The organism is Cryobacterium sp. TMT2-42-4 (genome assembly GCF_004402645.1).
GTDB lineage: Bacteria > Actinomycetota > Actinomycetes > Actinomycetales > Microbacteriaceae > Cryobacterium > Cryobacterium sandaracinum.
In genome coordinates, this window is sequence record NZ_SOFT01000007.1 from 1 (window position 1) to 25744 (window position 25744).

General features: G+C 66.0%; 20 protein-coding genes and 1 pseudogene. 7 read left to right on the plus strand and 14 right to left on the minus strand.

All coding sequences use genetic code 11. The features are described 5' to 3' along the window. Window positions 1–574, minus strand: a pseudogene (locus E3O18_RS01125) (Fe-S cluster assembly protein SufB); the annotation flags it as partial. Window positions 575–890: 316 nt separating this feature from the next. Here E3O18_RS01125 and E3O18_RS01130 point away from each other — a divergent pair. Further along, window positions 891–1781 carry a COX15/CtaA family protein gene (locus tag E3O18_RS01130; RefSeq protein ID WP_241976548.1) on the plus strand — a complete coding sequence of 297 codons (891 nt, stop codon included), beginning with the start codon at window positions 891–893 and terminating at the stop codon, window positions 1779–1781. A gap of 76 nt (window positions 1782–1857) precedes the next feature. Here E3O18_RS01130 and E3O18_RS01135 read toward each other — a convergent pair whose 3' ends face one another. Beyond that, a complete protein-coding gene (locus E3O18_RS01135; protein WP_241978095.1) occupies window positions 1858–2778 on the minus strand; it encodes a heme o synthase in 921 nt (306 codons plus the stop codon). A gap of 283 nt (window positions 2779–3061) precedes the next feature. On the opposite strand from E3O18_RS01135, the gene tkt reads away from it, so the two are divergent. The 6 genes from tkt (at window position 3062) to pgl (ending at window position 11298) form a co-directional block, all read left to right on the plus strand. Then, on the plus strand, window positions 3062–5155 hold the full coding sequence (gene tkt / locus E3O18_RS01140; protein ID WP_134417272.1) for a transketolase: 2094 nt from the start codon (window positions 3062–3064) through the stop codon (window positions 5153–5155). Window positions 5156–5214: 59 nt separating this feature from the next. Further along, entirely contained in the window at window positions 5215–6351 is a 1137-nt protein-coding gene (gene tal / locus E3O18_RS01145) for a transaldolase (RefSeq protein WP_134396077.1), read from the plus strand. Continuing rightward, on the plus strand, window positions 6348–7955 hold the full coding sequence (locus tag E3O18_RS01150; protein WP_134396078.1) for a glucose-6-phosphate isomerase: 1608 nt from the start codon (window positions 6348–6350) through the stop codon (window positions 7953–7955). The genes tal and E3O18_RS01150 overlap by 4 nt, the downstream gene beginning before the upstream one ends. A 69-nt stretch (window positions 7956–8024) precedes the next feature. Continuing rightward, window positions 8025–9566 (plus strand): glucose-6-phosphate dehydrogenase, encoded by a 1542-nt coding sequence (gene zwf / locus E3O18_RS01155; RefSeq protein ID WP_134396079.1) that lies wholly within the window; start codon window positions 8025–8027, stop codon window positions 9564–9566. Continuing rightward, window positions 9563–10531: a glucose-6-phosphate dehydrogenase assembly protein OpcA gene (locus E3O18_RS01160; RefSeq protein ID WP_134417274.1), complete on the plus strand. Its 969-nt coding sequence runs from the start codon at window positions 9563–9565 to the stop codon at window positions 10529–10531. Before zwf ends, E3O18_RS01160 begins: the two co-directional genes overlap by 4 nt. Then, window positions 10528–11298, plus strand: a complete 771-nt coding sequence (gene pgl / locus E3O18_RS01165; RefSeq protein ID WP_134396081.1) for a 6-phosphogluconolactonase — start codon at window positions 10528–10530, stop codon at window positions 11296–11298. Before E3O18_RS01160 ends, pgl begins: the two co-directional genes overlap by 4 nt. 95 nt (window positions 11299–11393) lie before the next feature. On the opposite strand, the gene E3O18_RS01170 is transcribed toward pgl, so the two are convergent. The 12 genes from E3O18_RS01170 to coaE form a co-directional block, all read right to left on the minus strand. Next, window positions 11394–11762, minus strand: coding sequence for an RNA polymerase-binding protein RbpA (locus tag E3O18_RS01170; RefSeq protein ID WP_134396082.1), 369 nt, complete (start codon window positions 11760–11762; stop codon window positions 11394–11396). A 79-nt stretch (window positions 11763–11841) separates the two neighbouring features. After that, on the minus strand, window positions 11842–12093 hold the full coding sequence (gene secG / locus E3O18_RS01175; RefSeq protein WP_104170978.1) for a preprotein translocase subunit SecG: 252 nt from the start codon (window positions 12091–12093) through the stop codon (window positions 11842–11844). Window positions 12094–12255: 162 nt separating this feature from the next. Then, window positions 12256–13056 (minus strand): triose-phosphate isomerase, encoded by an 801-nt coding sequence (gene tpiA, locus E3O18_RS01180; RefSeq protein WP_134397269.1) that lies wholly within the window; start codon window positions 13054–13056, stop codon window positions 12256–12258. Then, on the minus strand, window positions 13047–14261 hold the full coding sequence (locus E3O18_RS01185) for a phosphoglycerate kinase (protein WP_134396084.1): 1215 nt from the start codon (window positions 14259–14261) through the stop codon (window positions 13047–13049). Before E3O18_RS01185 ends, tpiA begins: the two co-directional genes overlap by 10 nt. 11 nt (window positions 14262–14272) lie before the next feature. Beyond that, window positions 14273–15277 (minus strand): type I glyceraldehyde-3-phosphate dehydrogenase, encoded by a 1005-nt coding sequence (gene gap / locus E3O18_RS01190; protein WP_134396085.1) that lies wholly within the window; start codon window positions 15275–15277, stop codon window positions 14273–14275. An 84-nt stretch (window positions 15278–15361) separates the two neighbouring features. Beyond that, window positions 15362–15988 carry a superoxide dismutase gene (locus E3O18_RS01195; protein ID WP_134396086.1) on the minus strand — a complete coding sequence of 209 codons (627 nt, stop codon included), beginning with the start codon at window positions 15986–15988 and terminating at the stop codon, window positions 15362–15364. A 125-nt stretch (window positions 15989–16113) separates the two neighbouring features. Further along, entirely contained in the window at window positions 16114–17094 is a 981-nt protein-coding gene (gene whiA, locus E3O18_RS01200) for a DNA-binding protein WhiA (RefSeq protein WP_134396160.1), read from the minus strand. Between the two features lie 98 nt (window positions 17095–17192). Next, window positions 17193–18068: an RNase adapter RapZ gene (gene rapZ / locus E3O18_RS01205; protein WP_134396087.1), complete on the minus strand. Its 876-nt coding sequence runs from the start codon at window positions 18066–18068 to the stop codon at window positions 17193–17195. Between the two features lie 62 nt (window positions 18069–18130). After that, a complete protein-coding gene (uvrC, locus tag E3O18_RS01210; protein ID WP_134396088.1) occupies window positions 18131–19999 on the minus strand; it encodes an excinuclease ABC subunit UvrC in 1869 nt (622 codons plus the stop codon). A 17-nt stretch (window positions 20000–20016) separates the two neighbouring features. Next, complete coding sequence (gene uvrA, locus E3O18_RS01215) at window positions 20017–22884, minus strand: excinuclease ABC subunit UvrA (RefSeq protein ID WP_241973243.1); 2868 nt, start codon at window positions 22882–22884, stop codon at window positions 20017–20019. A gap of 99 nt (window positions 22885–22983) precedes the next feature. Then, window positions 22984–25047 carry an excinuclease ABC subunit UvrB gene (gene uvrB / locus E3O18_RS01220; RefSeq protein ID WP_134417276.1) on the minus strand — a complete coding sequence of 688 codons (2064 nt, stop codon included), beginning with the start codon at window positions 25045–25047 and terminating at the stop codon, window positions 22984–22986. Between the two features lie 10 nt (window positions 25048–25057). Beyond that, on the minus strand, window positions 25058–25687 hold the full coding sequence (gene coaE / locus E3O18_RS01225) for a dephospho-CoA kinase (RefSeq protein ID WP_134396091.1): 630 nt from the start codon (window positions 25685–25687) through the stop codon (window positions 25058–25060). Window positions 25688–25744: the final 57 nt, after the last annotated feature.

The window sequence follows — 25744 nt, forward strand, 5'->3', positions numbered from 1 at the left end:
AAGAGCCGCCCGACCACACCGAGGTGTTCAACGCCGCGAACTTGTTATCGCCGGAGGGAATGATCGTGCCGAAGTACTCCTCGAAGAACTCCGGATGCTCCCTCAACGCCGTGTCGGTATCCATGAAGATGACACCCTGCGCAGCCAATTCCTCGTTGATCTGGTGGTAAACCACCTCAGACTCATACTGGGCCGCGACACCGGAGACAAGACGCTGACGCTCAGCCTCGGGAATGCCGAGCTTCTCATAGGTGCTCTTGATGTCCTCGGGCAGGTCATCCCACGTCTGGGCCTGCTTCTCCGTGGAACGCACGAAATACTTGATGTTGTCGAAATCGATGCCCGACAGGTCAGCACCCCAGGTCGGCATCGGCTTGCGCTCGAACAACTCAAGGGCCTTGAGGCGACGCTGCAGCATCCACTCAGGCTCGCCCTTGAGATTGGAGATATCAGTCACCACCTCCGGCGAGATCCCACGGCGGGCGGAGGAACCAGCAGCATCGGAGTCGGACCACCCGAATTCGTAGACACCAAGCCCCGCAAGTTCGGGGCGGTCAAGCAGGACGTCAGACATATTTACCTCTTCTCCCATCCACGGCAACCCGGATATTAGTCCGGTCGTTCCCAGAATGGCCTCCAGCGGAGACCCGGTCTGGGATCGGTTGTGTGGGCGGCTACGTTGCGTACCTAAGATGTTTAAGGACGACGGGGTGGAGCGCCGCGGTTGTGTCAACCGCTACGTTCCCGCCCATGAAACACCTAATTCTACAGGCTGGCGACGGGTTCAGCGGTGCGATCCGGCGTTTTCACATGTGGTCATCGAAGAGGGAGCAGAACCGGTGAATCGAATTACGGCGTGGTTGCCGACCAGGATTGACAGGCGTGTGCGTGTGATCGCGTGGATCTACCTCACCGCCCAGATTCTGCTGGTCGGGACGGGTGGCCTGGTGCGCCTGACCAGCTCGGGCCTCGGTTGCCCCACCTGGCCCAAGTGCACCGCGGACTCAGTCGTCAACACGCCCGAGATGGGCATCCACGGTTACATCGAATTCGGCAATCGCCTGCTCGGAGTTGCCCTCGGCTTGGTCGCGATCGCGGCCTTCCTCGCCGTGGTGCGCCTCCGTAAGGAACGCCCCGACCTGTTCTGGGTCGCCCTGCTCGCGGGGTTGGGCATCCCCGCGCAGGCCGTTATCGGCGGCATCAGCGTTCTTGCCCAGCTGAACCCCTATGTGGTCGGCATCCACTTCGTGATCTCCGTAATCCTGGTCGTGTTGTGCACCGTCTTCGTGCACCGGGTCTACACCGGCCGGGTGCCGCGCACCCTCGCGGTTCCGGTCTGGTATCGGACGCTGGCATATGTGACGAGCGCGGTCGTGTTCGTCACGATCCTCGTCGGCATCCTCACCACCGGCTCGGGCCCGCACGCCGGGGATGCGGATGCTCCCCGCACGGGCCTTGACCCCGAAATCCTGCAGCACGTGCACAGCTGGCCGGCCTACGTCACCGTTGCCCTCACCGTGGTTCTCCTGGTCGCGGCCTTCTCTCGCGCTCTGCCGACGCAGGGCTGGGCACTTCTCCTTCTGCTCGTCGAGGCCATGCAGGTCGGCGTCGGCCTGATCCAGTCCAACACGGGGCTGCCTGCCGGGTTGGTCGGCATCCACATGGTGCTCTCCTGCGTGCTCGTGGCCATCCTGACCGCGCTCGTCCTAAACCTCAGCACACCGATGGACATGCGGGTGTCCCCCAGTGCGACCACCCCCGACCTGGTCGGTCGCCGGTAGCGACGTCAGTCCTCGTCGTTTGGGTGTGGTCATCACAGCCCGAACGCCGTGCCCGGTGTCGAATGGCAGCTGCGGGCTAGAACGGGAGCAGCGGATCAACTCCGACGGCCAGGAACAACAGGGTGAGATAGGCGATCGAACCGTGGAAGACGCGCATCGGCGACACCTCCGCGTAGCGGATCGCCAGGCCGTACAGCCGGTGCGTCTCGGAGATGAACCAGGCGCCGGTCACCAGGGCTACGAAGAGGTACAGCAGGCCCATGCCGGCGATCGGCACGAGCAGGAGCGAGCAGGCGACGGTCGCCCAGGCGTACAGGATGACCTGTAGGCCCACCTGGCTGCGGCCGCGCACGACGGCCAGCATCGGCACGCCGGCGGCCTGATAGTCGTCACGGTATTTCATGGACAGCGGCCAGTAGTGCGGCGGCGTCCACAGGAAGATGATCAGGAACAGGACGAAGGGCGGCCATGACAGGTCGCCGGTCACGGCGGCCCAGCCGATGAGCACGGGCATGCAGCCCGCGATGCCGCCCCAGACGATGTTCTGGGCCGTGCGGCGTTTCAGAACCATCGTGTAGAGGACGACATAGAGCAGGATGGCACCCAGCGACAGGGCCGCGGCGAGCCAGTTCGTGAAGGCCAGCAGCCAGAGAATCGATGCCAGACCGACCAGCCACGCGAACACCAGGGCCTGCCGGTCGGTGAGTTCCCCCGTGACGAGCGGGCGATTTTGGGTACGCTTCATCAGCCGGTCGATGTCCCGGTCGATGTAGCAGTTGAACGCCCCGGCAGAGCCGGCGCTAAGCGAACCACCGATCAGGGTTGCCACGACCAGCCACAGGCTCGGGATGCCCTGTTCGGCCAGGATCATCGTGGGAGCGGTGACCACCAGGAGCAGTTCCACGACCCGCGGCTTGGTTAGCGAGAGGTAGGCCCTTGCCGTGCGCCGGAGCGTGCGTGGGGTGCTCAGGGTGTGGGTTTCGGCGGCTCCGGGCAAGGCTCCTCCAACGCTGGTGACAGTGACTGTGATTCTAGGCGAACTGTCGGATCCGAAACCGTCGCCGGGCCGCCGGGGATGCGTCACGAGACGACACATCACGGGTCCGAACCGGCGTTGCCTATACTGGGGGTGCTCGCCAATCTCGGTGCATGCATGCTGATCCACCGGAACCGGGCATCTGCTGCGACACCGTGATGACGCTGATGTCCTCGGGCGCGCACAATAGCGGGTGCGGGTTCTCAGCAACCTTCTCCCTCGTCTTCAGAAGGGTCAATATCAAGTGGCAGCACTGCAGTGGGATTCGATTGACAGCACGGCGGTCGACACCGCACGCCTCCTCGCGGCCGATGCCGTGGAGAAGGTCGGGAACGGGCATCCCGGTACCGCCATGAGCCTCGCTCCCGCGGCCTACCTCCTGTTCCAGAAGGTGATGCGGCGTGACCCGTCCGACAACGAGTGGATCGGTCGGGACCGTTTCATCCTTTCGGTCGGCCACAGCTCGCTCACCCAGTACGTGCAGTTGTACCTCGGTGGCTACGGACTCGAGCTCGACGACCTGAAGGCTCTGCGCACCTGGGGTTCCAAGACGCCCGGGCACCCGGAGTACGGCCACACCGATGGGGTCGAGATCACGACCGGTCCTCTGGGCCAGGGTCTGGCCTCCGCCGTCGGCTTCGCCTACGCCTCCCGCTTCGAGCGCGGACTGTTCGACCCGGAGGCGTCGGTCGGCACGAGCCCGTTCGATCACTTCGTGTACGTGATCGCCGGCGACGGCGACCTGCAGGAAGGCATCACGAGCGAGGCCTCCTCCCTGGCCGGCCACCAGCAGCTCGGCAACCTGATCGCGATCTACGACAGCAACCAGATCTCCATCGAGGACGACACCAACATCGCCTTCACCGAGGATGTCGCGGCCCGCTACTCGGCCTATGACTGGCATGTGCAGACGGTCGACTGGAAGAAGACCGGCGCCTACGTCGAAGACGTCGCCGCGCTCAACGACGCGATCGAGGCGGCCCAGGCCGTCACCGATAAGCCGTCGCTGATCATCCTGAAGACCATCATCGGCTGGCCCAGCCCGAAGAAGCAGAACACCGGCAAGATCCACGGTTCGGCGCTCGGCGCCGAGGAGCTGGCCGCCGTCAAAACGGTCCTCGGTTTCGACCCCGCACAGGCCTTCGAGGTCGCCGACGAGGTCATCGCGCACACCCGTCAGGCCGTGGACCGCGGGGCCGCCGCCCACTCCGCCTGGAACGTCGAGTTCGACGCCTGGGCGACCGCCAACCCCGAGCGCAAGATCCTGCTCGATCGGGTGCTCTCCGGCGACCTGCCCGACGGCGTCGAGGCCGCCCTGCCCGTCTTCCCCGCCGGCACGGAGGTATCGACCCGTGCCGCGTCCGGCAAGGTCCTCACCGCGCTCGGCACGGTCGTCCCCGAGCTGTGGGGTGGCTCCGCCGACCTCGCAGAATCGAACAACACCACCATTGGTGGCGCTGCCTCCTTCATTCCGAGCGAGCACTCCACCGGCGAATGGACCGGCAACCCCTACGGCCGCGTGCTGCACTTCGGCATCCGCGAACACGCCATGGCCGCCATCCTGAACGGTATTGTGCTGCATGGGAACACCCGCCCCTTCGGCGGCACCTTCCTGATCTTCAGCGACTACATGCGCCCGGCCATCCGCCTGGCCGCGCTGATGCAGGCCCCCTCGATCTTCGTCTGGACCCACGACTCCGTCGCCCTCGGCGAGGACGGCCCCACCCACCAGCCGATCGAGCAGCTCGCGACCCTGCGCGCCATCCCCGGACTCGACGTGGTGCGCCCCGGCGACGCCAACGAGGTGTCCTGGGCGTGGAAGACGATTCTCGAGCGCCGCCAGGGACCGGCCGGTATCGTGCTGACCCGCCAGAACATTCCCGTGTTCGAGCGCGGCGAGGGCGACGCCACCGGCGACGTGCTCGCATCCGCCCGGAACGTGGCGAAGGGCGCCTACGTGCTCGCTGAGGCTGCGGGCGGCACCCCTGAGGTGATCCTGATCGGCACCGGCTCCGAGGTGCAGCTGGCCCTGGCGGCCCGCGAGCAGCTCCAGACCGAAGGCATCAGCGCGCGCGTCGTGTCGGCCCCCAGCCTCGAATGGTTCCGGGAGCAGAGCGCCGAGTACCGCGAGGCTGTCCTGCCCGCATCGATCACCGCCCGGGTATCCGTCGAGGCGGGCATCGCGTTGACCTGGGACAAGTACGTCGGCGACCGCGGCCGCAGCGTCTCGATCGAGCACTTCGGCGCGTCGGCCGACTACAAGACCCTGTTCCGTGAATTCGGCATCACGACGGATGCCGTCGTCGCCGCCGCCAAGGAATCCCTCGCCGCGCACTGAACCCGCCACGCCGCGACACCACACACCTGAATACCCTGCATTCCAAGGAGATACGAATTATGACTGAGAACACTCCCCTCGCCGAGCTGTCATTGGCCGGCGTCAGCATTTGGCTGGACGACCTGTCCCGGGAACGCATCACTTCCGGCGGCCTGGCGAACCTGATCGACACGAAGAACATCGTCGGCGTGACCACCAACCCGACGATCTTCGCCGGCGCCCTCAGCAAGGGCGAGGCGTACGCGGAGCAGGTGGCCGCGCTTGCCGCCGCCGGCACCAGCGTGCACGACGCCGTGTTCGAGATCACCACCGACGATGTGACCGCGGCCAGCGATATCTTCCGCCCGGTTTACGATCGCACCCGCGGCGTCGACGGGCGCGTGTCGATCGAGGTCGAGCCCGGGCTTGCCCACGACGCGGCCGGCACGGTCACGCAGGCCCAGGAACTGTGGGCGAAGGTCAATCGACCCAACGCCATGATCAAGATCCCCGCAACGGTGGAAGGTCTCGAGGCGATCACCGCGACGATCGCCCTCGGCATCAGCGTCAACGTCACCCTGATCTTCAGCCTCGAACGTCACCGCCAGGTCATCAACGCGTACCTGTCCGGTTTGGAGAAGGCCAAGGCGGCCGGCCTCGACCTCAGCGTGATCCACTCCGTTGCGTCGTTCTTCGTCTCGCGGGTCGACACCGAGATCAACTCCCGCCTCGAGGTCATCGGGACGACAGCCGCGCTTGCGCTCAAGAGCAAGGCCGGCGTCGCGAACGCCCAGCTCGCCTATCAGGTCTACGAGGAAGCCTTCTCCACCGAGCGCGCCCTCGGCCTGATCAGCGCCGGAGCCAACAAGCAACGCCCGCTCTGGGCCTCCACCGGCGTCAAGGACCCCAGCCTCCCCGACACCCTGTATGTGACCAACCTGGTCGCGCCCGGGGTCGTCAACACCATGCCGGAGAAGACCCTCGAGGCCACACTCGACCACGGCGTCATCCCCGCGAACTCCATCACCGGCGCGTACGACGAAGCCAACCTGGTTCTCGACGCACTCGCGAACGAGGGTATCTCGTACAACGACGTCACCCAGGTTCTCGAGGCCGAAGGCGTGGCCAAGTTCATCGTTTCGTGGAATGAACTCCTCGAGACCGTGACCACTGCCCTCGAGACCGCCACGACGACCAAGACCGGGGCGGCACTGTGAGCTTCCACATCTCCGTGAGCGGCGCGGCGGCCGAGGCCGTTCGCACCACCGTCCCGACCCTGGTGGCCGACCTCGTCGCATCCGGGATCACCGCCCTCGACCCGGCCCTCTGGGGCCCCGAAGCCGAAGCCGAAGCCGCGAAACGACTCGGTTGGACCGAGTCCGTCACGGATTCCCGTCCACTGGTCGCGGAGATCCTTGCCCTGCGCGACTCCCTGCGGGCCGGCGGAGTCACCCGTATCGCCCTCGCCGGCATGGGTGGCTCGTCGCTGGCCCCCGAGGTCATCACCCGCACCGCGGGCGTGAACCTCACCGTGCTCGACTCCACCGACCCCGGTCAGGTCCTCGCGGCCCTCGGCGAGAACCTGGCCGCCACCGCGCTCGTGGTGTCGTCGAAGTCCGGCTCAACGGCCGAGACCGACAGCCAGCGCCGTGTCTTCGAGCGCGCTTTCCACGAGGCCGGCATCGACCCGGTCGAGCGCATCATCATCGTGACCGACCCTGGCTCCCCCCTCGACGCGGATGCCCGCTCGGTGGGCTACCGCGTCTTCAACGCGGACCCCACGGTCGGTGGACGTTTCTCGGTGTTGACCGCGTTCGGACTCGTTCCGTCCGGCCTTGCCGGCGTGGACATCGCCGGGCTGCTTGACGAGGCCGAGGCCATTTCGCTTTCCCTCGCCGTGGACACCGCCGAGAACCCGGGGCTCATCCTGGGTGCGGCCATCGCCGCGACCACCCCGCGCCGCGACAAGCTCGCAATCGTCGAAGATGGCACCCACATCGTCGGTTTCGCCGACTGGGCCGAACAGCTGATCGCCGAATCCACCGGCAAACAGGGCATCGGCATCCTTCCCGTCGTGCTCGACCTGGACGCCCCCGAGCTGACCCTGGACCTGCCTGACCTGCAGGTTGTTCGCCTGGTCTCCGACGCCGGCCTCGACGTGTTCTCCGACAACGGCGGACACGACGAGATCCGGGTCAGCGGCACCCTCGGCGCGCAGTTCCTCGTCTGGGAGTATGCCACCGCCGTCGCCGGCCGCCTGCTGGGCATCAACCCGTTCGACCAGCCGGATGTCGAGGCCGCCAAGAACGCGACCCGCGGTCTCCTCGACGCCCGTCCCGAACCGGTCCCCGCCGCGTTCATCACGGACGGAATCGAGATCCGCGGCACCGCGCACGTGATCGGCGCCGCCAGCGACCTGCCCTCCGCTATCGATGCCCTGATCGAGGAGCTGGGCACGGACGGCTACATCTCCGTGCAGGCCTACGTCAACCGGCTGGAACTGCCCCAGCTCGCCGAAATCCGTGATCTGTTAGCCGCACTGGCCAAGCGCCCGGTCACGTTCGGCTGGGGACCGCGGTTCCTGCACTCCACCGGCCAGCTGCACAAGGGCGGACCGGCCACCGGGGTGTTCCTGCAGATCCTCACCACCCCGGACGTCGACCTCGACATCCCGGAGCGCCCCTTCACGTTCGGGGAACTCATCCAGGCCCAGGCTAGCGGTGACGCCAGCGTACTGGCGGACCACGGTCGCCCCGTACTGACGTTGACGCTGACCGACCCGGCCATGAACATCGCCACCCTGTTCGACGCACTGCGCTAACCCGTTCGGCGCCGGTCCGCGGGCCGGCGCCGAACAACGTGCTCGAACGCCACACCTCGAAGGAGTTGCATGTCCCCGGTGGAAATCACCCCGGAGTTCAATCCACTGCGTTCACCGAACGACTACCGTCTGAATCGCATCGCCGGGCCCAGCAGCTTGGTGATCTTCGGCGTCACCGGTGACCTGTCGCGGAAGAAACTCATGCCGGCCGTCTATGACCTCGCCAACCGCGGCCTCCTCCCGCCGGGTTTCGCGCTCGTCGGATTCGCACGCCGCGACTGGACCAACGAGGACTTCATGAAAGTCGTGCACGACTCGGTCAAGGAGTACGCGCGCACCGAGTTCAACGAGGACGTCTGGACCCAGCTGGCCGAGGGCATCCGTTTCGTGCCGGGGTCGTTCGACGACGCCGCGTCGTTCCAACTGCTCAAGGACACCATCGCGCAACTCGATCGGGAGCGCGGGACGATGGGCAACCATGCGTTCTACCTGTCGATCCCGCCGAAGGCATTCCCGCAGGTCACGGAGCAGCTGCGCCGCTCCGGCCTGGCCGAGCAGACGGACGGGCAGTGGCGGCGGGTCGTAATCGAAAAGCCGTTCGGCAGTGACCTGCAGACGGCGCGCGAACTGAACGCCGTGGTCGAGTCGGTCTTCCCGCCCGACTCGGTCTTCCGCATCGACCATTACCTGGGCAAGGAGACGGTGCAGAACATTCTGGCCCTCCGCTTCGCGAACCAGTTGTACGAACCGATCTGGAACGCCAACTACGTCGACCACGTGCAGATCACCATGGCCGAGGACATCGGCGTGGGCGGTCGGGCCGGCTACTACGACGGCATCGGCGCAGCCCGGGACGTCATCCAGAACCACCTGCTGCAGCTTCTGGCGCTAACCGCCATGGAGGAACCCATCTCCTTCGACGCTGCCGACCTGCGCACGGAGAAAGAGAAGGTTCTCGCCTCCGTCCGGCTTCCCGACGACCTCGCCCGTGGCACGGCCCGCGGCCAGTATGCCGGCGGTTGGCAGGGCGGCGAGAAGGTCGTGGGGTTTCTGGACGAGGACGGGATGGACCCCGAATCCCGCACCGAAACGTATGCCGCGCTGCGGCTGACCATTGAGAACCGCCGGTGGTCGGGGGTGCCTTTCTACCTGCGTGCGGGCAAGCGCCTGGGCCGCCGGGTGACCGAGATCGCCGTGGTGTTCAAACGAGCCCCCCAGCACCTCTTCGGCAAGGGGAACTCCGCACCGTTGGGCGAGAATGCCCTGGTCATCCGGGTGCAGCCCGACGAAGGCGTCACCATCCGTTTCGGCTCCAAGGTGCCCGGCGCCGGCATGCAGGTGCGCGACGTGACGATGGACTTCGGCTACGGCCACGCCTTCACCGAGGCCAGCCCCGAGGCCTACGAGCGGCTCATCCTCGACGTGCTCCTGGGCGACCCACCGCTCTTTCCCCGGCACGAGGAGGTCGAGCTCTCGTGGAAGATTCTCGACCCGATCGAGGAGTTCTGGGCGAAGCAGGGCCAACCCGAGCAATACCGGCCGGGAACCTGGGGTCCGGTCTCGGCCGACGAACTGCTGTCCCGCGACGGCCGACACTGGAGACGCCCATGATCGTCGATCTGCCCAACACGACCACCTCCAAAATCTCCAAGGCCCTGGTGCGCATCCGCGAAGAAGGCGGCGCGGTGGCCCTCGGCCGCGTACTTACGCTCATCATCGCGTCCACCATGGGCCGCGAGGAAGAGGCCATCGAGGCCGCGAACGACGCGTCCAGAGAACACCCCATGCGCGTGATCGTGCTGTCGACGATGGACCAGGATGACACGGCCTCCCCACTCGCCCCCCGCGTCGACGCGGAAATCCGTGTCGGCGGGGACGCGGGCGCCAGCGAGGTCATCGTGCTGCGCGCCTTCGGTGAGGCCGCCAGCGACCCGGAAAGCCTGGTCACCGGCCTGCTCCTGCCCGACGCCCCCGTCGTGGCCTGGTGGCCCGGTGTGGCGCCCACTGTGCCAGCGGATTCGCCCCTCGGACGCATCGCCCAACGGCGTATCACGGATGCTTCCGCGCAGACCGACCCGCAGGCCGCGCTTCATCACCTCTGCAGTTCATACCGTCCCGGCGACACGGACTTCGCCTGGACCCGCCTGACCCTCTGGCGCGCCCAGCTGGCGGCGGTCCTCGACCAGCCGCCCTACCTGCCCGTGACCGCCGTGCAGGTGGCCGGTGCCGCGGACTCGCCGTCCACGACCCTGCTCGCCGCCTGGCTCGCCCTGCAACTGCAGGTCTCGGTGGACTACGAGTTCACGACGGGGCCGCTGTCCCACGGCATCCGGAGTGTGCACCTGACGCGCTCGGCCGGGCTCATCTCGCTCGAACGAGACGTGCCCGACGTCGCCAGACTCACCCAGCCCGGCCAACCCGTTCAGGACCTCACCCTCAAGCGCCGGAGCCTGCGGGACTGCCTCAGCGACGAGCTGCGCCGCCTCGACCCCGATGAGCTGTATGGTGAGGTCATCACGCGCGGCCTACCGCACCTTGACAATGTGGTCGCAGAACACAACGAAGGACGACCGTGACCAACGAACGACGCGTACTCGTGCACACCGATCGCGCGGCCCTGGCCGCCTCGGTGGCGGCCCGATTCATCACAACGACCGTGGATCTCCTGCACGAACAGGGAGAAGTAAACGTGGTCCTGGCCGGCGGCAGCGTCGCGATCGAGGTCTTGGAAGCTGTCAACGCCTCCGCGGCCCGCGACACCATCGACTGGGGCCTGGTCACGTTCTGGTGGGGTGACGAGCGCTGGGTACCCAAGGAGCACTCCGACCGCAACGAGCGCCAGGCGCGCACCGCCCTACTCGACCACATCCAGATCCCGGAAGCGAACATCCACCCCTTCGCCGCCTCGGACGAGGGAGTCGACCTCGACACCGCAGTCGAGAGCTACGCCGCGCTGCTCGAGTCCGCCTCGATCGAGGGAACCGACCTGCCGCGCTTCGACATCACCTTCCTCGGCGTGGGGCCGGACGGCCACGTCGCCTCCCTGTTCCCGCACCAGGCCGGCATCCGCGAACACAGCAAGAGCGTGCTCGCCGTGCGCAACTCTCCCAAGCCCCCCGCGGAGCGGCTCAGCCTCAGCCGACCGGCCCTCAACTCCTCACGATGCGTGTGGATGGTGCTGGCCGGGCCGGACAAGGCATCGGCGCTCGGTCTCGCCCTGGCCGGCGCCAGCCGCGACGAGGTGCCCGTGGCGGGCATCAAGGGCCGCCGGTACACGAACTTCTTCGTCGACCGGGAGGCCGCTGCGGAGGTTCCCGAGAACCTCACCGCGTCGACGTTCTAGAACAGTCACCCGCTCGGGCAGACCCGCACACTGAGAAAGGCCCCGACCGGAGTCGGGGCCTTTCTCAGTGCACGACAGGCGCGCGGGTCCAAACGTCAGTTCGTTGCGGACAGCTTGCCCCGGCGCACGCGCAACTGCTGCAACGCTTCTTCGAGAAGCGACTCTGCCTCTTCCTCGGTGCGGCGTTCCTTCACATAGGCCAGGTGTGTCTTGTACGGTTCGAGCTTGACCACCGACGGTGGGTTCTCTTTGTCGCGCCCGGCCGGGAGCCCCGACGACGGGCAGTCGATGGTCACCGGGATCTCCTCATCGGGGAGGTTCGCCGCGAAGTAACGGACGGTCTCGTTGCCGAGGGCGTCCCAGTAGGACACCCTGATGCGGTCCGCGTGAAATCCGCGGTCCTGCTCGCCCATGGGGCCGGCACCGACCCGGGATCCTCTGATTGCGCTGCCACCAGATGCCATTATGTTCCTCCGCTTGAAAAGGGCGTTGTAGCCGATTGACCGGTTGAGCTAGAGCTCGTCGAAACTGTGAAACGGGAGGCTAAAGCCCCGTGTCGAACTTGGTGATGAGTCCCAGGATTACGATGCAGGTAATCCAGAGCAACCCCAGGATGACGGTGATGCGGTTGAGGTTGCGTTCCGCCACACCGGACGCACCGAGGTTGGAGGTGACACCTCCGCCGAACATGTCGGACAGACCGCCACCACGCCCCTTGTGTAGCAAAATGAGCATGGTCAACAGGAGACTCGTAATTCCGAGCAACACCTGCAGCACAACCTGGAGAATCTCCACGCGAAACCTTTCACAGTGCGATGAGCCTAAAAAAACCCATCAAGATCAGTGATAATCATAGCCTGACTCACGAACCAGCCCACCGACCCCCTGTTGGGGGCCGGTGGGCTGGTTCGAGGCCTGCTGCCGAGTTGAGACAGCAGATGTGGTGCAGTTGTCTTGCTACAGACCGACGTGCTGCTGGAACCGGACGATGCTCGAGAATTCGTCGATATCCAGGCTGGCGCCGCCAACCAGGGCGCCGTCCACGTTCGGCTCGCGCATGAAGCCCGCGATATTCGAACCCTTCACGGAACCGCCGTACAGGATGCGGGTCTTGTCGGCCACATCCTGGCCCAGCGTCTCCGTGAGCACGAGACGCAGTTGCGCCGCCACCTGCTCGGCCTGCTCCGGCGTTGCCGCCTTACCGGAACCGATCGCCCAGACGGGCTCGTAGGCGACGACGAAGTCGGCCGCGTTAGTCACGCCGGCCAGGGCCGCGCGCAGCTGGGCGACCGGTACGGCGCTCGGGCCGTGCAGTTCCAGGTCCGCGGCAGACTCGCCGACGCAGATGATCGGAACCAGGTTGTGCTTGAGCGCTGCCGTGACCTTCGCCGCGACGATCTCGTCAGTCTCGGCGTGCAGTGTGCGGCGCTCGGAGTGACCGATCAACACATACTTGCACTCAAGCTGCGCGAGGAACGAGCCGGAGATTTCACCGGTGTACGCGCCCGAATCCTGGGCCGACAGGTCCTGCCCGCCGAAGGCGATCGGGAGCTTGTCAGCGGAGACGAGCGTCTGCACGGAGCGGAGGTCGGTAAACGGTGGGAACACCGCGACCTCGACCGCTGCGACATCATGCTTCGCATCCTTGAGATTCCAGGCGAGCTTCTGGACGAACGCGATGGCCTGGAGGTGGTCCAGGTTCATCTTCCAGTTGCCGGCAATCAGCGGAGTGCGCCGTGGGTGTTCGTTTACTGCCATCCGAGGACCTCCAGTCCTGGCAGGCGCTTACCTTCGAGGAACTCGAGGCTCGCGCCGCCGCCGGTAGAAATGTGACCGAACTGGTCATCGGTGAAACCGAGAATGCGCACGGCCGCGGCCGAATCTCCACCACCGACGACACTCAGGCCGTCGACCTCGGTCAGCGCGCCGGCCACCGCACGGGTGCCCTCCGCGAATGGCGCCAACTCGAACACGCCCATCGGACCGTTCCAGAAGACCGTCTTCGACGACCGGATGATGTCGGCGAACACCGCACCGGTTGCCGGTCCGATGTCCAGGCCGAGACCGGAGGCGCCGAACGTGGTGCTCTCGATCGCGTCGGCCGGGGTGACCGCTACCTCGGCGTCTGCCCCGAATTTGGAGGCGACGACGATATCCGTCGGCAGCACGATCCGCACGCCCAGGCGCTCCGCTTCCTGAAGGTAACCGCGAACGGTTTCAATCTGGTCGACCTCCAGCAGGCTTGCACCCACCGTGTGTCCCTGAGCAGCGAGGAACGTGTACGCCATGCCGCCGCCGATGAGCAGCGAGTTGACGCGGGGCAGCAGGTGCCCGATGACGCCGAGCTTGTCGGACACCTTCGAGCCACCCAGAACGACCGCGTACGGCGCTTCGGGCTTCTCGGTGAGGCGGTCCAGGACTTCGAGCTCAGCGGCGATCAGAAGGCCGGCCGCGCTGGGAAGGATCCCGGCGAGGTCGTACACACTGGCCTGCTTGCGGTGCACGACGCCAAAGCCGTCCGAGACGAGCACATCGCCCAGAGCGGAGAGCTCCGTGGCGAAGGCGCCGCGCTCGGCGTCATCCTTGGCGGTCTCCCCCGCGTTGAAGCGGAGGTTCTCGAGAACAACCACCTCACCGTCGGTGAGGGCGGCAACGGCAGCCTGAGCCGACGCGCCGACCGTGTCCGTGGCGAATGCCACGTCCGCGCCCAGGAGCTCGCCGAGACGATCGGCAACGGGAGCCAGGCTGTATTTGGTTTCCGGTGCGCCCTTCGGGCGACCGAGGTGCGACACGATCACAACTCGCGCGCCTTGCTCGATGAGGGCCTTGATGGTGGGCAAGGATGCCCGGACGCGCCCATCGTCGGTGATCTGACCGTCTTGCAACGGCACATTCAGGTCACAACGGACGATGACGCGCTTTCCGCCGAGCTGCCCCAGTGAATCAATAGTACGCAGCGTCACTGCGGACCCCGTTAAAGGCTCTTGGCGACGAGCGCGGTGAGGTCAACCATGCGGTTGGAGTAGCCCCATTCGTTGTCGTACCATGCGGACAGTTTGACCTGGTCGCCGATGACGCGAAGCAGGCCGGCGTCGAAGATCGAGGAGTGCGGGTCGGTGACGATGTCACTGGAGACGATCTCGTCTTCCGTGTACATGAGGATGCCCTTGAGGGGACCCTCAGCGGCAGCCTTGTACGCGGCCTTGATGGCCTCGACGGTGACGGGACGCTCGGCAACGACGGTGAGGTCGGTGATGGAGCCGGTGGGAACCGGAACGCGCAGCGCGAAGCCGTCCAGCTTGCCCTTGAGCTCGGGCAGAACCAGGCCGAGGGCCTTGGCGGCACCGGTCGAGGTCGGAATGATGTTCAGAGCGGCCGCGCGGGCACGACGCAGGTCAGAGTGCGGGCCGTCCTGCAGGTTCTGGTCGGCCGTGTACGCGTGGATCGTGGTCATCAGACCGTGCTTGATGCCGAAGTTGTCGTTGAACACCTTCGCGAGGGGCGCGAGGCAGTTCGTGGTGCACGACGCGTTGGAGATGATGTCGAACTTGGCCGGGTCGTAGTCCGCCTCATTGACGCCCATGACAATGGTTGCCGCATCGCCGGAGGCCGGAGCGGAAACGATGACCTTCTTGGCACCGGCGGTGATGTGCTTGCGCGCATCCTCGGCCTTCGTGAAGCGTCCGGTGGATTCGATCACGATGTCGACGCCCAGGGCTGCCCAGGGCAGGTTGGCGGGGTCGCGCTCGGCAAGGACCTTAATCGGCTTGCCGTTGACGAGGATGGTGTCTCCATCGACCTCGACGGTGGCGGGAAGGCGACCGGTGATGGAGTCATATTTAAGAAGGTGAGCCAGCGTCTTCGCCTCGGTGAGGTCGTTCACGGCGACGATCTCGATGTCGCTGCCCTGGGCCAGGACGGCGCGAAGATAATTACGGCCAATGCGGCCAAATCCGTTAATACCAATCTTTACAGACACGAATGTCTCCTATTCTTGTGCGCCGAAGCGCGTTGTGGTGGGTGAATCGGACGGGCTGCGGGCCCCCGTAGGGGCCGACTCCTCTCAGGAGAGGAGCAGCAGTCCGGTGGTCTTTTCGCGTGCGATGGTAAAGCGCTCCTGGACGTTGGCCCAGTTGACGATGTTCCAGAACGCCTTCACATAGTCCGCACGGACGTTGCGGTAGTCGAGGTAGTACGCGTGCTCCCAGACGTCGAGCATCAGCACCGGAATCGTGCCGGCCGCAAAGTTGGCCTGCTGGTCGAAGAACTGCTGAATGATCAGGCGCTGGCCGATCGAGTCCCAGGCGAGCACCGCCCAGCCGGAGCCCTGTACGCCAAGGGCCACGGCCGCGAAGTGGGCCTGGAACTTGTCGAAGGAACCGAAGTTGTCCTCGATCGCGCTAGCCAGGTCACCGGTAGGCTTGTCTCCGCCATCGGGCGACAGGTTGGTCCAGAAGATCGAGTGGTTGACGTGGCCGCCGAGGTTGAACGCGAGGTCCTTCTCGAGCTTGTTCACGTTGGTGAGGTTGCCGCTGTCGCGAGCCTCGGCCAGCTGGGCCAGGGCGGTGTTGGCCCCGGTGACGTAGGCCTGGTGGTGCTTGCCGTGATGAAGTTCCATGATGGTGCCGCTGATGCTCGGCGCAAGGGCCGAGTAGTCGTAGGCCAGAGCCGGAAGTGTGTATTCAGCCAAGGTGCATCTCCTCTGTAGTTGTCGGCGCGAAACGCTCCGCCACCCGTTCGTGAGCAACCATTCCAGTCTACTCAGGATGCGCTGTGGCTGTGACGAACGTGGATGAACGCTGAACGCCGGGCAGATCAGACGTCATCGAGGTCGGCCGGGAGGTTCGAGTCCGTGCCCGGGATGCCCAGGTCGGCGGCCTTCTTGTCGGCCATGGCCAGCAGGCGACGGATGCGGCCGGCGACGGCATCCTTCGTCATGGGCGGATCCGCGTGGTGACCGAGCTCGTCGAGGCTGGAGTCGCGGAAGGCGAGGCGCAGCTCACCCGCATAGCGGAGGTGCTCCGGGATCTCCTCGTCAAGGATTTCCATGGCGCGCTGCACGCGCGCGCACGCGGCCACCGCGGCCTGAGCGGAGCGGCGCAGGTTCGCGTCGTCGAAGTTGACCAGTCGGTTCGCAGTCGCGCGCACCTCGCGACGCTGGCGGAGGGCCTCCCAGTTGAGCACGGTCTCCTGCGCCCCCATCTGCACGAGCATGGCGCCGATGGCGTCGCCGTCACGGATGACGACACGGTGCACGCCCCGAACCTCACGCGCCTTGGCGACGACTCCGAGGCGTCCGGCGGCTCCCACAAGGGCCATGGCAGATTCATTCCCGGGGCAGGTGACCTCCAGCGCCGCCGAACGACCCGGGTCGGTCAGAGAGCCGTGGGCGAGGAAGGCTCCACGCCAAACGGCGGCGATCTCTTCCTTCGAGCCCGTGGTGAGCCGGTTCGGCAGACCGCGAATCGGGCGCCGTCTCGCGTCGAGCAGCCCGGTCTGGCGCGCGAGGGTCTCGCCGCCGTCAAGCACTCGCACCAGGTAGTGGCTGGCGCGCCGCAGGCCGGCGGCGGGGATCACGGTCACGTCGCTGCGCACACCGTAGAGCTCGGCGAGGTCTTTGCGCACCCTCCTGGCAAGGAGGGGGGTGTCGAGCTCCGACTCGATGGCGATCCGGCCGGAAATCATGTGCAGTCCGCCGGAGAATCGGAGAATGGTGGCCAGTTCCGCTGCACGCACCGTGGTCTTTGAAATTTCGACGCGAGCAAGCTCGTCTTTGACGTCGGCGGTGAGTGCCAATCGCTTGTCCATTCTGTCGTCCTGGCCTGAAGTGGGGCCGAGTTGTAGTCGTTCTGGCCGGAGTGGGCGTCTGCTGGATGCAGTCGCCCGTGGCCGGGTTATTCCCGTCCGAGGTCGCGATTCTTGACGCTGACCGCGACACCGGGGAAGTCCTTGACCAGGGCCGCTATTTCCGCGGCCATGGCGACCGAGCGGTGCTTGCCGCCCGTGCACCCGACCGCGATGGTCGCGTGGCGTTTGTTCTCCCGCTGGTACCCCGCGAGGACCGGTTCCAGGGCCGCCGCGTAGTGCGAGATGAACTCCCGCGCCCCGGTCTGGGCGAGAACAAAATCCCGCACCTCGGAGTCTTGGCCGTTGTGGCTGCGCAGCTCGGGAACCCAGAACGGGTTGGGAAGGAAACGCACATCGGCGACCATGTCGACGTCGGTGGGAAGGCCGTATTTGAAGCCGAAACTCATCAGCGTGACGTGCACCCCGGCGGCATCCTCGGCGGCGAAGCGGTCCGAGATCGACGTGGCCAACTGGTGGATGTTGAGATCTGAGGTGTCGATGACGAGGTCGCAGGACTCGCGCACGGCGCTGAGCTTGACGCGCTCGGCCGCGATGCCGTCAAGAATCGTGCCGTCGCCCTGCAGCGGATGCGGTCGTCGCACGGATTCGAACCGTCTCACGAGCACGTCGTCGCGGGCTTCGAGGAAAATGACCCGCACTTGGGACGTCTTCCGCAGCGAGTGCACGATTTCCTGGAAATCGGTGAAGAAGTCCCGGCCGCGGATATCGACCACGGAGGCGATCTTGGGCAGGCTGGTGCCGGCCCGGCCGACGAGTTCGGCCAGTGGGCGCAGCATCTGCGGCGGAAGGTTGTCGACGACGTACCAGCCCAGGTCTTCCAGCGCGTTGGCCACGGTGGAGCGGCCTGCGCCGGACATCCCCGTCACGATAAGCATTTCCTGCCTGTCGTTCTCCGTTGTCATTCTGGACTGCGCCTTCGATCGGGTGGAACCTTAGTGTCCAGCCTACCGATCAGCCGGACCGTTCAGGCGCGCAAGTGGCGATGAATCGCCTCGGCCAGCACCGGACCGATGCCGCGAACGTCGGCAATCGCCTCCGCCGGCGCCTCCTTGAGCCGGGTGACGGAGCCGAAATGCTGCAGGAGCACCTTGACTCTGGCCGGGCCGAGACCGGGGACCTCGCCCAGCACCGACGTGATATCCCGCTTTCTTCTCGAGCGCTGGTGCATGATCGCGAACCGGTGTGCCTCGTCGCGGATGCGCTGGATCAGGAACAGGGCGTCGCTGTTGCGCGGCAGGATCACCGGGTAGTCGGAGTCCGGCAACCAGATTTCCTCGAGCCGCTTCGCGATTCCGCACAGCTGGATACCGGTGACGCCGGATTCGCGCAGCGCCCGCGCCGCCGCGGCCACCTGAGGCTGGCCGCCGTCGACGATGAGCAGGTTCGGCTGGTATCGGAACTTCTTGCGCTTCACCGTGGCATCGGCCTCGCCCTCCGGCGCCGCTTCCTCGTCGGGGATCAGGTAGGCCAGGCGGCGGGTAAGCGTGCGGTAGATGGAGTCCGTGTCATCCGTGGACTCGGGGATGCTGAACCGGCGGTACTCGTCGGTTCGCGGCAACCCGTCTTCGAACACCACCATGGAGGCGACGATGTTGGTGCCGCTCAGGTGCGAGACGTCGTAGCATTCCATCCTGAGCGGCGCGGAGGGCATCTCCAGCGCCTCCTGGATGTCTTCGAGGGCCTTGGACCGGGCGACGAAGTCGGAGCTCCGCCGGGTCTTGTAGAGCATCAAGGCATGCTTGGCGTTCTGGGTCGCCGTGGCGAGTAGGGCGGCCTTCTCGCCCCGCTGGGCAGCGACAAGCCGGACCTTGCGTTTGCCGACGCCGGCCAGCCAGGTTTCCAGCGCCGCGGCGTCGTCGGGCAACTCCGGCACAACGATCTCCCGCGGAGGCACGGCTCCGGAGCCGTAGGCCGTCAGCATGATCGAGTCGATCAGGTCGCTCGTCGTGAGGTCGAGTTCCTTGTCGACCATCCAGCCGCGCACACCGCGGATGCGGCCGCCCCGCACGATGAACAGCTGCACCGCCGCGGCGAGTTCATCCTGGTCGATGGCGAACAGGTCGATGTCGACGCTGTCGCGAAGCACGACGGCGCTCTTCTCCAGAACGGCGTTCAGCGCCCGCACCTGGTCGCGCCGTTTGGCGGCGACCTCGTAGTTCTGGCCCACCGCGGCATCCTTCATCTCCGCGGTCAGCTGGTTGATCAGCTTGCGATCCTGGCTGCCCATGAAGCTGACGAACTCATTCACGATCACCCGGTGCTCCTCGATGGAGACCAGGCCGGAGCAGGGGCCGAAACACCGCCCGATCTGCCCGCCGAAGCAGGGCTTGCCGGACTGAATGGCACGTTTGTAGTTGGCGTTGTTGCAGGTGCGGATGGGAAAGGCCTTGAGCATCAGCTCGATTGTCTCGTGCACGGCCCAGACCTTCGGGTACGGTCCGAAGTACCGGGCGCCGCGGATGCCGGTGGTGCGGGTGACGAGAGCCCGCGGCGCCTCGTCGGCGAGGGTCACCGCGAGGTACGGGTAGGACTTGTCGTCCTTGAACCGCACGTTGAAGGGCGGATCGAACTCGTTGATCCAGGTCCACTCCAGCTGAAGGGCCTCGACCTCGGTGCCGACGACCGTCCACTCAACCGAACTGGCCGTGGTGACCATGCGCCGGGTGCGCTCATGCAGGCTGCTCAGCGGGGCGAAGTAGTTCGCGAGCCGCGCCCGCAGGTTCTTGGCCTTGCCGACATAGAGTACCCGCCCGGTCTCGTCACGAAATCGGTACACCCCGGGACTCGTGGGGATCTCGCCCGTCTTGGGACGGTAGCTCAGCGCATCGGACATGATGGTTCCTGAGGCGGTCAGTGTGCCGCCAGGATCTCCTTCAGGAACATGCCCGTGTGGCTCTTCTTCACGGTGGCGACGTGCTCCGGGGTTCCGGTGGCAAGCACGCGGCCCCCGCCGGAACCGCCCTCGGGACCGAGGTCGATCACCCAGTCGGCGGACTTTATCACGTCGAGGTTGTGCTCGATCACGATCACGGTGTTGCCCTTGTCGACCAGGCTGTTCAGCACGAGCAGCAGTTTGCGCACGTCTTCGAAGTGCAGGCCGGTCGTGGGCTCGTCGAGCACGTACACGCTGCGGCCATTGGACCGGCGCTGCAGCTCGGTGGCCAGTTTGACGCGCTGGGCCTCGCCGCCGGACAGCGTCGTGGCGCTCTGGCCGAGGCGCACGTAGCCGAGGCCGACCTCGACGAGGGTGTTCAGGAACCGGTGGATGGACGAGATCGCCTCGAAGAAATCGGCGGCCTCGCTGATCGGCATGTCCAGCACCTCGGCGATGCTTTTGCCCTTGTAGTGCACGGTCAGGGTGTCGCGGTTGTAGCGCGCTCCCCCGCAGACCTCGCAGGCAACGTAGACGTCGGGCAGGAAGTTCATCTCGATTTTGATCGTGCCGTCGCCGGAGCAGGCTTCGCAGCGGCCGCCCTTGACGTTGAAGCTGAACCGACCGGGCAGGTAGCCGCGCGCCTTAGCCTCGATCGTCTCGGAGAACAGGGTGCGGATCTTGTCGAAGACGCCGGTGTAGGTGGCAGGGTTGGAGCGCGGCGTGCGCCCGATCGGGGCCTGGTCGACGTGGATGACCTTGTCGAGCTGCTCGAGCCCGGTGACGCGGGTGTGCCGGCCGGGGAGTTTGCGGGCGCCGTTGAGCCGGTTGGCCAGTACCCGGTACAGGATGTCGTTGACGAGAGACGACTTGCCCGATCCGCTGACGCCGGTCACGGCCGTGAACGTGCCGAGCGGGAAACTGACCGACACCTTCTTGAGATTGTTGGCCTCCGCGCCGATAACCGAGATTTCGCGCGCCGGGTCGATTTCGCGCCGAGTGGCCGGGGTCGGGATGGACCTGCGGCCGGCCAGGTAGTCCCCGGTCAGCGACTCCGTGTTGGTGAGCAGGTCGGCGTAGGAGCCGGAGTGCACGACATGGCCGCCGTTGACGCCGGCGCCCGGGCCGATGTCGACGACCCAGTCGGCCGTCTTGATGGTGTCTTCGTCGTGCTCGACCACGATCAGGGTGTTCCCGAGGTCGCGCAGGGTAACCAGGGTCTCGATCAGTCGCCGGTTGTCGCGCTGGTGCAGGCCGATGCTCGGTTCGTCGAGCACATACAGTACCCCGGTCAGGCCGGACCCGATCTGGGTGGCCAGACGGATGCGCTGCGCCTCGCCGCCGGACAGGGTCGCCGCGGCCCGGGCCAGGTTGAGGTAGTTCAGGCCGACGCGGATCAGGAAGTCCAGGCGCGCCTTGATCTCTCGCAGCACCTGCGCGGCGATGACGGCCTCCCGGTCGGTCAGCTCGAGCTTGTTCATGAAATCGCGGGCGTCGGTGAGACTGAGGGTGCAGACATCCGCGATGCTGGCCCCGTGCACGAGCACGGCGAGGACCTCGGGCTTGAGCCGGGTTCCGGAGCAGACGGGGCAGTCCACTTCGCGCAGGTATTCTCCCCAGCGGGCGCGCTGGGTGTCGGACTCCGCCTGCAGGTACTGACGTTCAATGTAGGGCACGACGCCCTCGAAACCGGAGGTGTAGCTCATCTCCCGGCCGTAGCGGTTTTTCCACTTCACCTTGACCTCGAAGTTGTCGCCGCGCAGAACGGCGTCCTGCACCTCGGCGGGCAGTTCGCCCCACGGGGTGTCGAGGGAGAAGTCCAGGTCGCGGGCGAGCCCGTCGAGGAGCTTCTCGTAGTACTGGAATAGTCCCTTGCCCTGCGTGGTCCAGGGCAGCACGACGCCGTCCGCGATGCTGAGCTCGGGGTCGCCGAGCAGCAGGTCTGCGTCGACCGACATGCGCGTGCCGAGCCCGGAGCACTCAGGGCAGGAGCCGAAGGGCGCGTTGAAGGAGAACGTGCGCGGCTCGATCTCGGTGAGCTGCACGGGGTGGTTGTTGGGACAGGAGAGCTTCTCCGAGTAGCTTTGCCAGGCCTCGTCGCCCTCCCGGTCGACGTAGTTGATCTGCACGATGCCGTCGGTCAGCTTGAGCGCCGTCTCAAGGGAGTCGGTGAGCCGGCTCAGCAGGTCGGGGCCGGCGACCAGACGGTCGATGACCACGGAGATGTCGTGCTTGAGCTGCTTCTTCAGAACGGGCGGCTCGTTGAGCTGGATCGGGGTGCCGTCGACGATGGCGCGGGAATAGCCGCCGGCTGCCAGTTCCTTGAACAGGTCGACGAACTCGCCCTTTTTCTGGGATACGACCGGGCTGAGCACTTGGTAGCGGACGCCCTCATCGAGTCCCATCAGCTGGTCGGCGATCTGCTGCACGGTCTGTGCCTGGATGACTTCGCCGCAGACGGCGCAGTGCGGCACACCGATGCGCGCCCAGAGCAGCCGCATGTAGTCGTAGACCTCGGTGATGGTGCCCACGGTCGACCGCGGGTTGCGGTTGGTCGACCTCTGGTCGATGGAGACGGCAGGGCTCAGGCCCTCGATGAAGTCGACGTCGGGTCGGTCGACCTGGCCCAGAAACTGCCTCGCGTACGCGGACAGCGATTCTACGTAGCGCCGCTGGCCCTCCGCGAAGATGGTGTCGAACGCGAGCGACGATTTGCCCGAGCCGGACAGTCCCGTGAAGACGACGAGTGAATCGCGCGGGATCTCGAGGTCCACGTTGTGCAGGTTGTGCACACGGGCGCCACGAACGTTGAGTTTTGATCCGGTCTCTACCTTGGAAATTGACACCATCTGATTCTATGCAGCGCCACGCGCCCAAGCCTGCGAATCAGCACGCCCTAAGCGAACAAATGTTCGAAGTTTACCCAGCCGCGTCCGATCATCCGATCAGATGTGGCCGGCCTTCTCCATCTGGCGCAGCTCCCGCTTCAGCTCGGACACCTCATCGCGGAGCCGGGCCGCGAGCTCGAACTTGAGCTCCCCTGCCGCCTCGAGCATCTGGCCGTTGAGGTCGGCGATAATCGACTCGAGGTCGTTCGCGCCGTTCGCGGCCAGTCCCTGGCGGCGCGGAGTCGCCGCGACGCCCTTGCGGCGGGTGTCGCGGCCGGCCAGGAGCTCGGCGGTGTCCGCCTCTTCCCGGGCGAGAACCTCGGTGATGTCAGCGATTCGTTTGCGCAGCGGGGTGGGATCGATGCCGTGAAGGGTGTTGTAGGCCACCTGCTTCTCGCGGCGGCGGTCGGTCTCGTCGATCGCGCGCTCCATCGAGGCCGTGAGCCGGTCGGCGTACATATGCACCTCGCCGGAGACGTTGCGGGCCGCGCGGCCGATGGTCTGGATCAGCGAGGTCGCCGAACGGAGAAAGCCCTCCTTGTCGGCGTCGAGGATGGCGACGAGCGACACCTCGGGCAGGTCAAGCCCCTCGCGGAGCAGGTTGATGCCCACGAGTACGTCGTAAACGCCGGCCCGCAACTCAGTGAGGAGTTCGACGCGACGCAGCGTGTCGACATCCGAGTGCAGGTAGCGCACCCGCACGCCGGCCTCGGTGAGGAAGTCAGTGAGTTCCTCGGCCATCTTCTTGGTGAGCGTGGTGACCAGGACGCGTTCGCTGCGGTCGACGCGCTTGTGGATCTCCTCGAGAAGGTCGTCGATCTGGCCCTTACTGGGCTTGACGATGATCTGCGGGTCGATCAGCCCGGTGGGACGGATGATCTGTTCAACGATGCCGTCGGCGATGCCCAACTCGTATTTGCCGGGGGTGGCGGAGAGGTAGACGGTCTGGCCGACGCGCCCCTTGAACTCTCCGAATTTGAGCGGTCGGTTGTCGAGGGCGCTCGGGAGCCGGAAGCCGTGGTCGACGAGTGTGCGCTTGCGCGAGGAATCGCCCTCATACATGGCGCCGATCTGCGGCACCGTGACGTGGGACTCGTCGATGACCATCAGGAAGTCGTCGGGAAAATAGTCGAGCAGGCAATGCGGCGCCTCACCCGGTTGACGCTGGTCGATGTGCCGGGAATAGTTCTCGATGCCGGAGCAGAAACCGATCTGCTCCATCATCTCCAGGTCAAACTGCGTGCGCATGCGCAGGCGCTGGGCCTCGAGCAGTTTGCCCTCGCGCTCCAGCTGCTCAAGCCGTTCGACGAGCTCCTCCTGAATGGTGCCGATGGCGCGCTGCATCACGTCCGTGCTGGCCACGTAGTGCGAGCCGGGGAAGACGGCGACGGAGTCGAGCTTCCTCACAATGTCGCCGGTGAGCGGATGCAGGCTGTAGAGCGCCTCGATCTCGTCTCCGAACATCTCGATGCGGATGGCGAGTTCTTCGTACATCGGGATGATCTCGATGGTGTCGCCGCGCACCCGAAAGTGGCCGCGGGAGAAGTCGATGTCGTTGCGCTGGTACTGCATGGCAACGAACTTCCGGATCAGCCAGTCCCGGTTGACCTGTTGACCGACCTGTAGAGCGACCATGGCCTCGAGGTAGCCTTCTGGCGTGCCGAGGCCGTAAATGCAGGAGACCGTGGAGACCACGATGACGTCGCGCCGGCTGAGCAGGGAGTTCGTGGTGGAGTGCCGTAGGCGCTCGACCTCCGCGTTGATCGAGGAGTCCTTCTCGATGAAGGTGTCGGTCTGGGGCACATAGGCCTCGGGCTGGTAGTAGTCGTAATATGACACGAAGTACTCGACGGCATTGTTGGGCATCAGCTCACGGAATTCGTTCACGAGCTGCGCGGCGAGGGTCTTGTTATGGGCGAGCACCAGGGTCGGCCGCTGCACCTGTTCGATCAGCCAGGCCGTGGTCGCCGATTTGCCCGTACCGGTGGCGCCGAGCAGCACGATGTCGGTCTCTCCGGCGTTGATGCGGCCGGCCAGCTCGGCGATCGCTGTGGGTTGGTCGCCGCTCGGCGTGTACTCGCTCACCACCTCGAACGGATTTACAGAGCGCGTGGGTTCCATGCTCGTCAGTCTACGGAGCGCCTCTGACAATGCGCTGCTGGCCTTGACCCCGCACCTGGTCCCACAGCACGTCGACCTGCTCCAGGGTCTGCTCAAGAGTGCCGCCCGTGTCGATGACGACGTCGGCGATCCTGTGACGGTCGGCGTCACTCGCCTGGGCGCGGATCCGGCGCTCCGCTTCGCCGGCATCCATCGCCCGCAGCTCCACCATGCGGCGCACCCGGGTCGGCTCGTCGGCCTGGGTGACGACCACGAGGTCGAAAGGATGGTCGACGCGGGCCTCCACCAGCAGGGGCACGTCGTACACGACGATCGCGTCGCGGTCGGCATCTTCCGCCTCGCGGATCAGTGCGTTCGAGCGCGCACGCACCTCGGGGTGCACGATCGCGTTGAGGCGGTCCAATGCCTCCGGATCGCGGAACACGACTGCGCCGAGCGCCATCCGGTTCAGGCTGCCGTCGGGCAGCAGCATCCCGTCACCGAAAGCATCCGCGATCTTGGCCAACCCCGGGGTGGCGGGCGCGACCACGACCCGCGCGAGTTGGTCGGCGTCGATGTGCACGGCCCCGTGCTGCACGAGCCGCCGCGCGACGGTGCTTTTTCCGGATGCGATCCCGCCGGTCAGTCCAATCAAGTACACACGTGCCATGCTAACGGCCCTCGATGGGCGAACCGGCATCCGCCGGCGAAGCGAAAA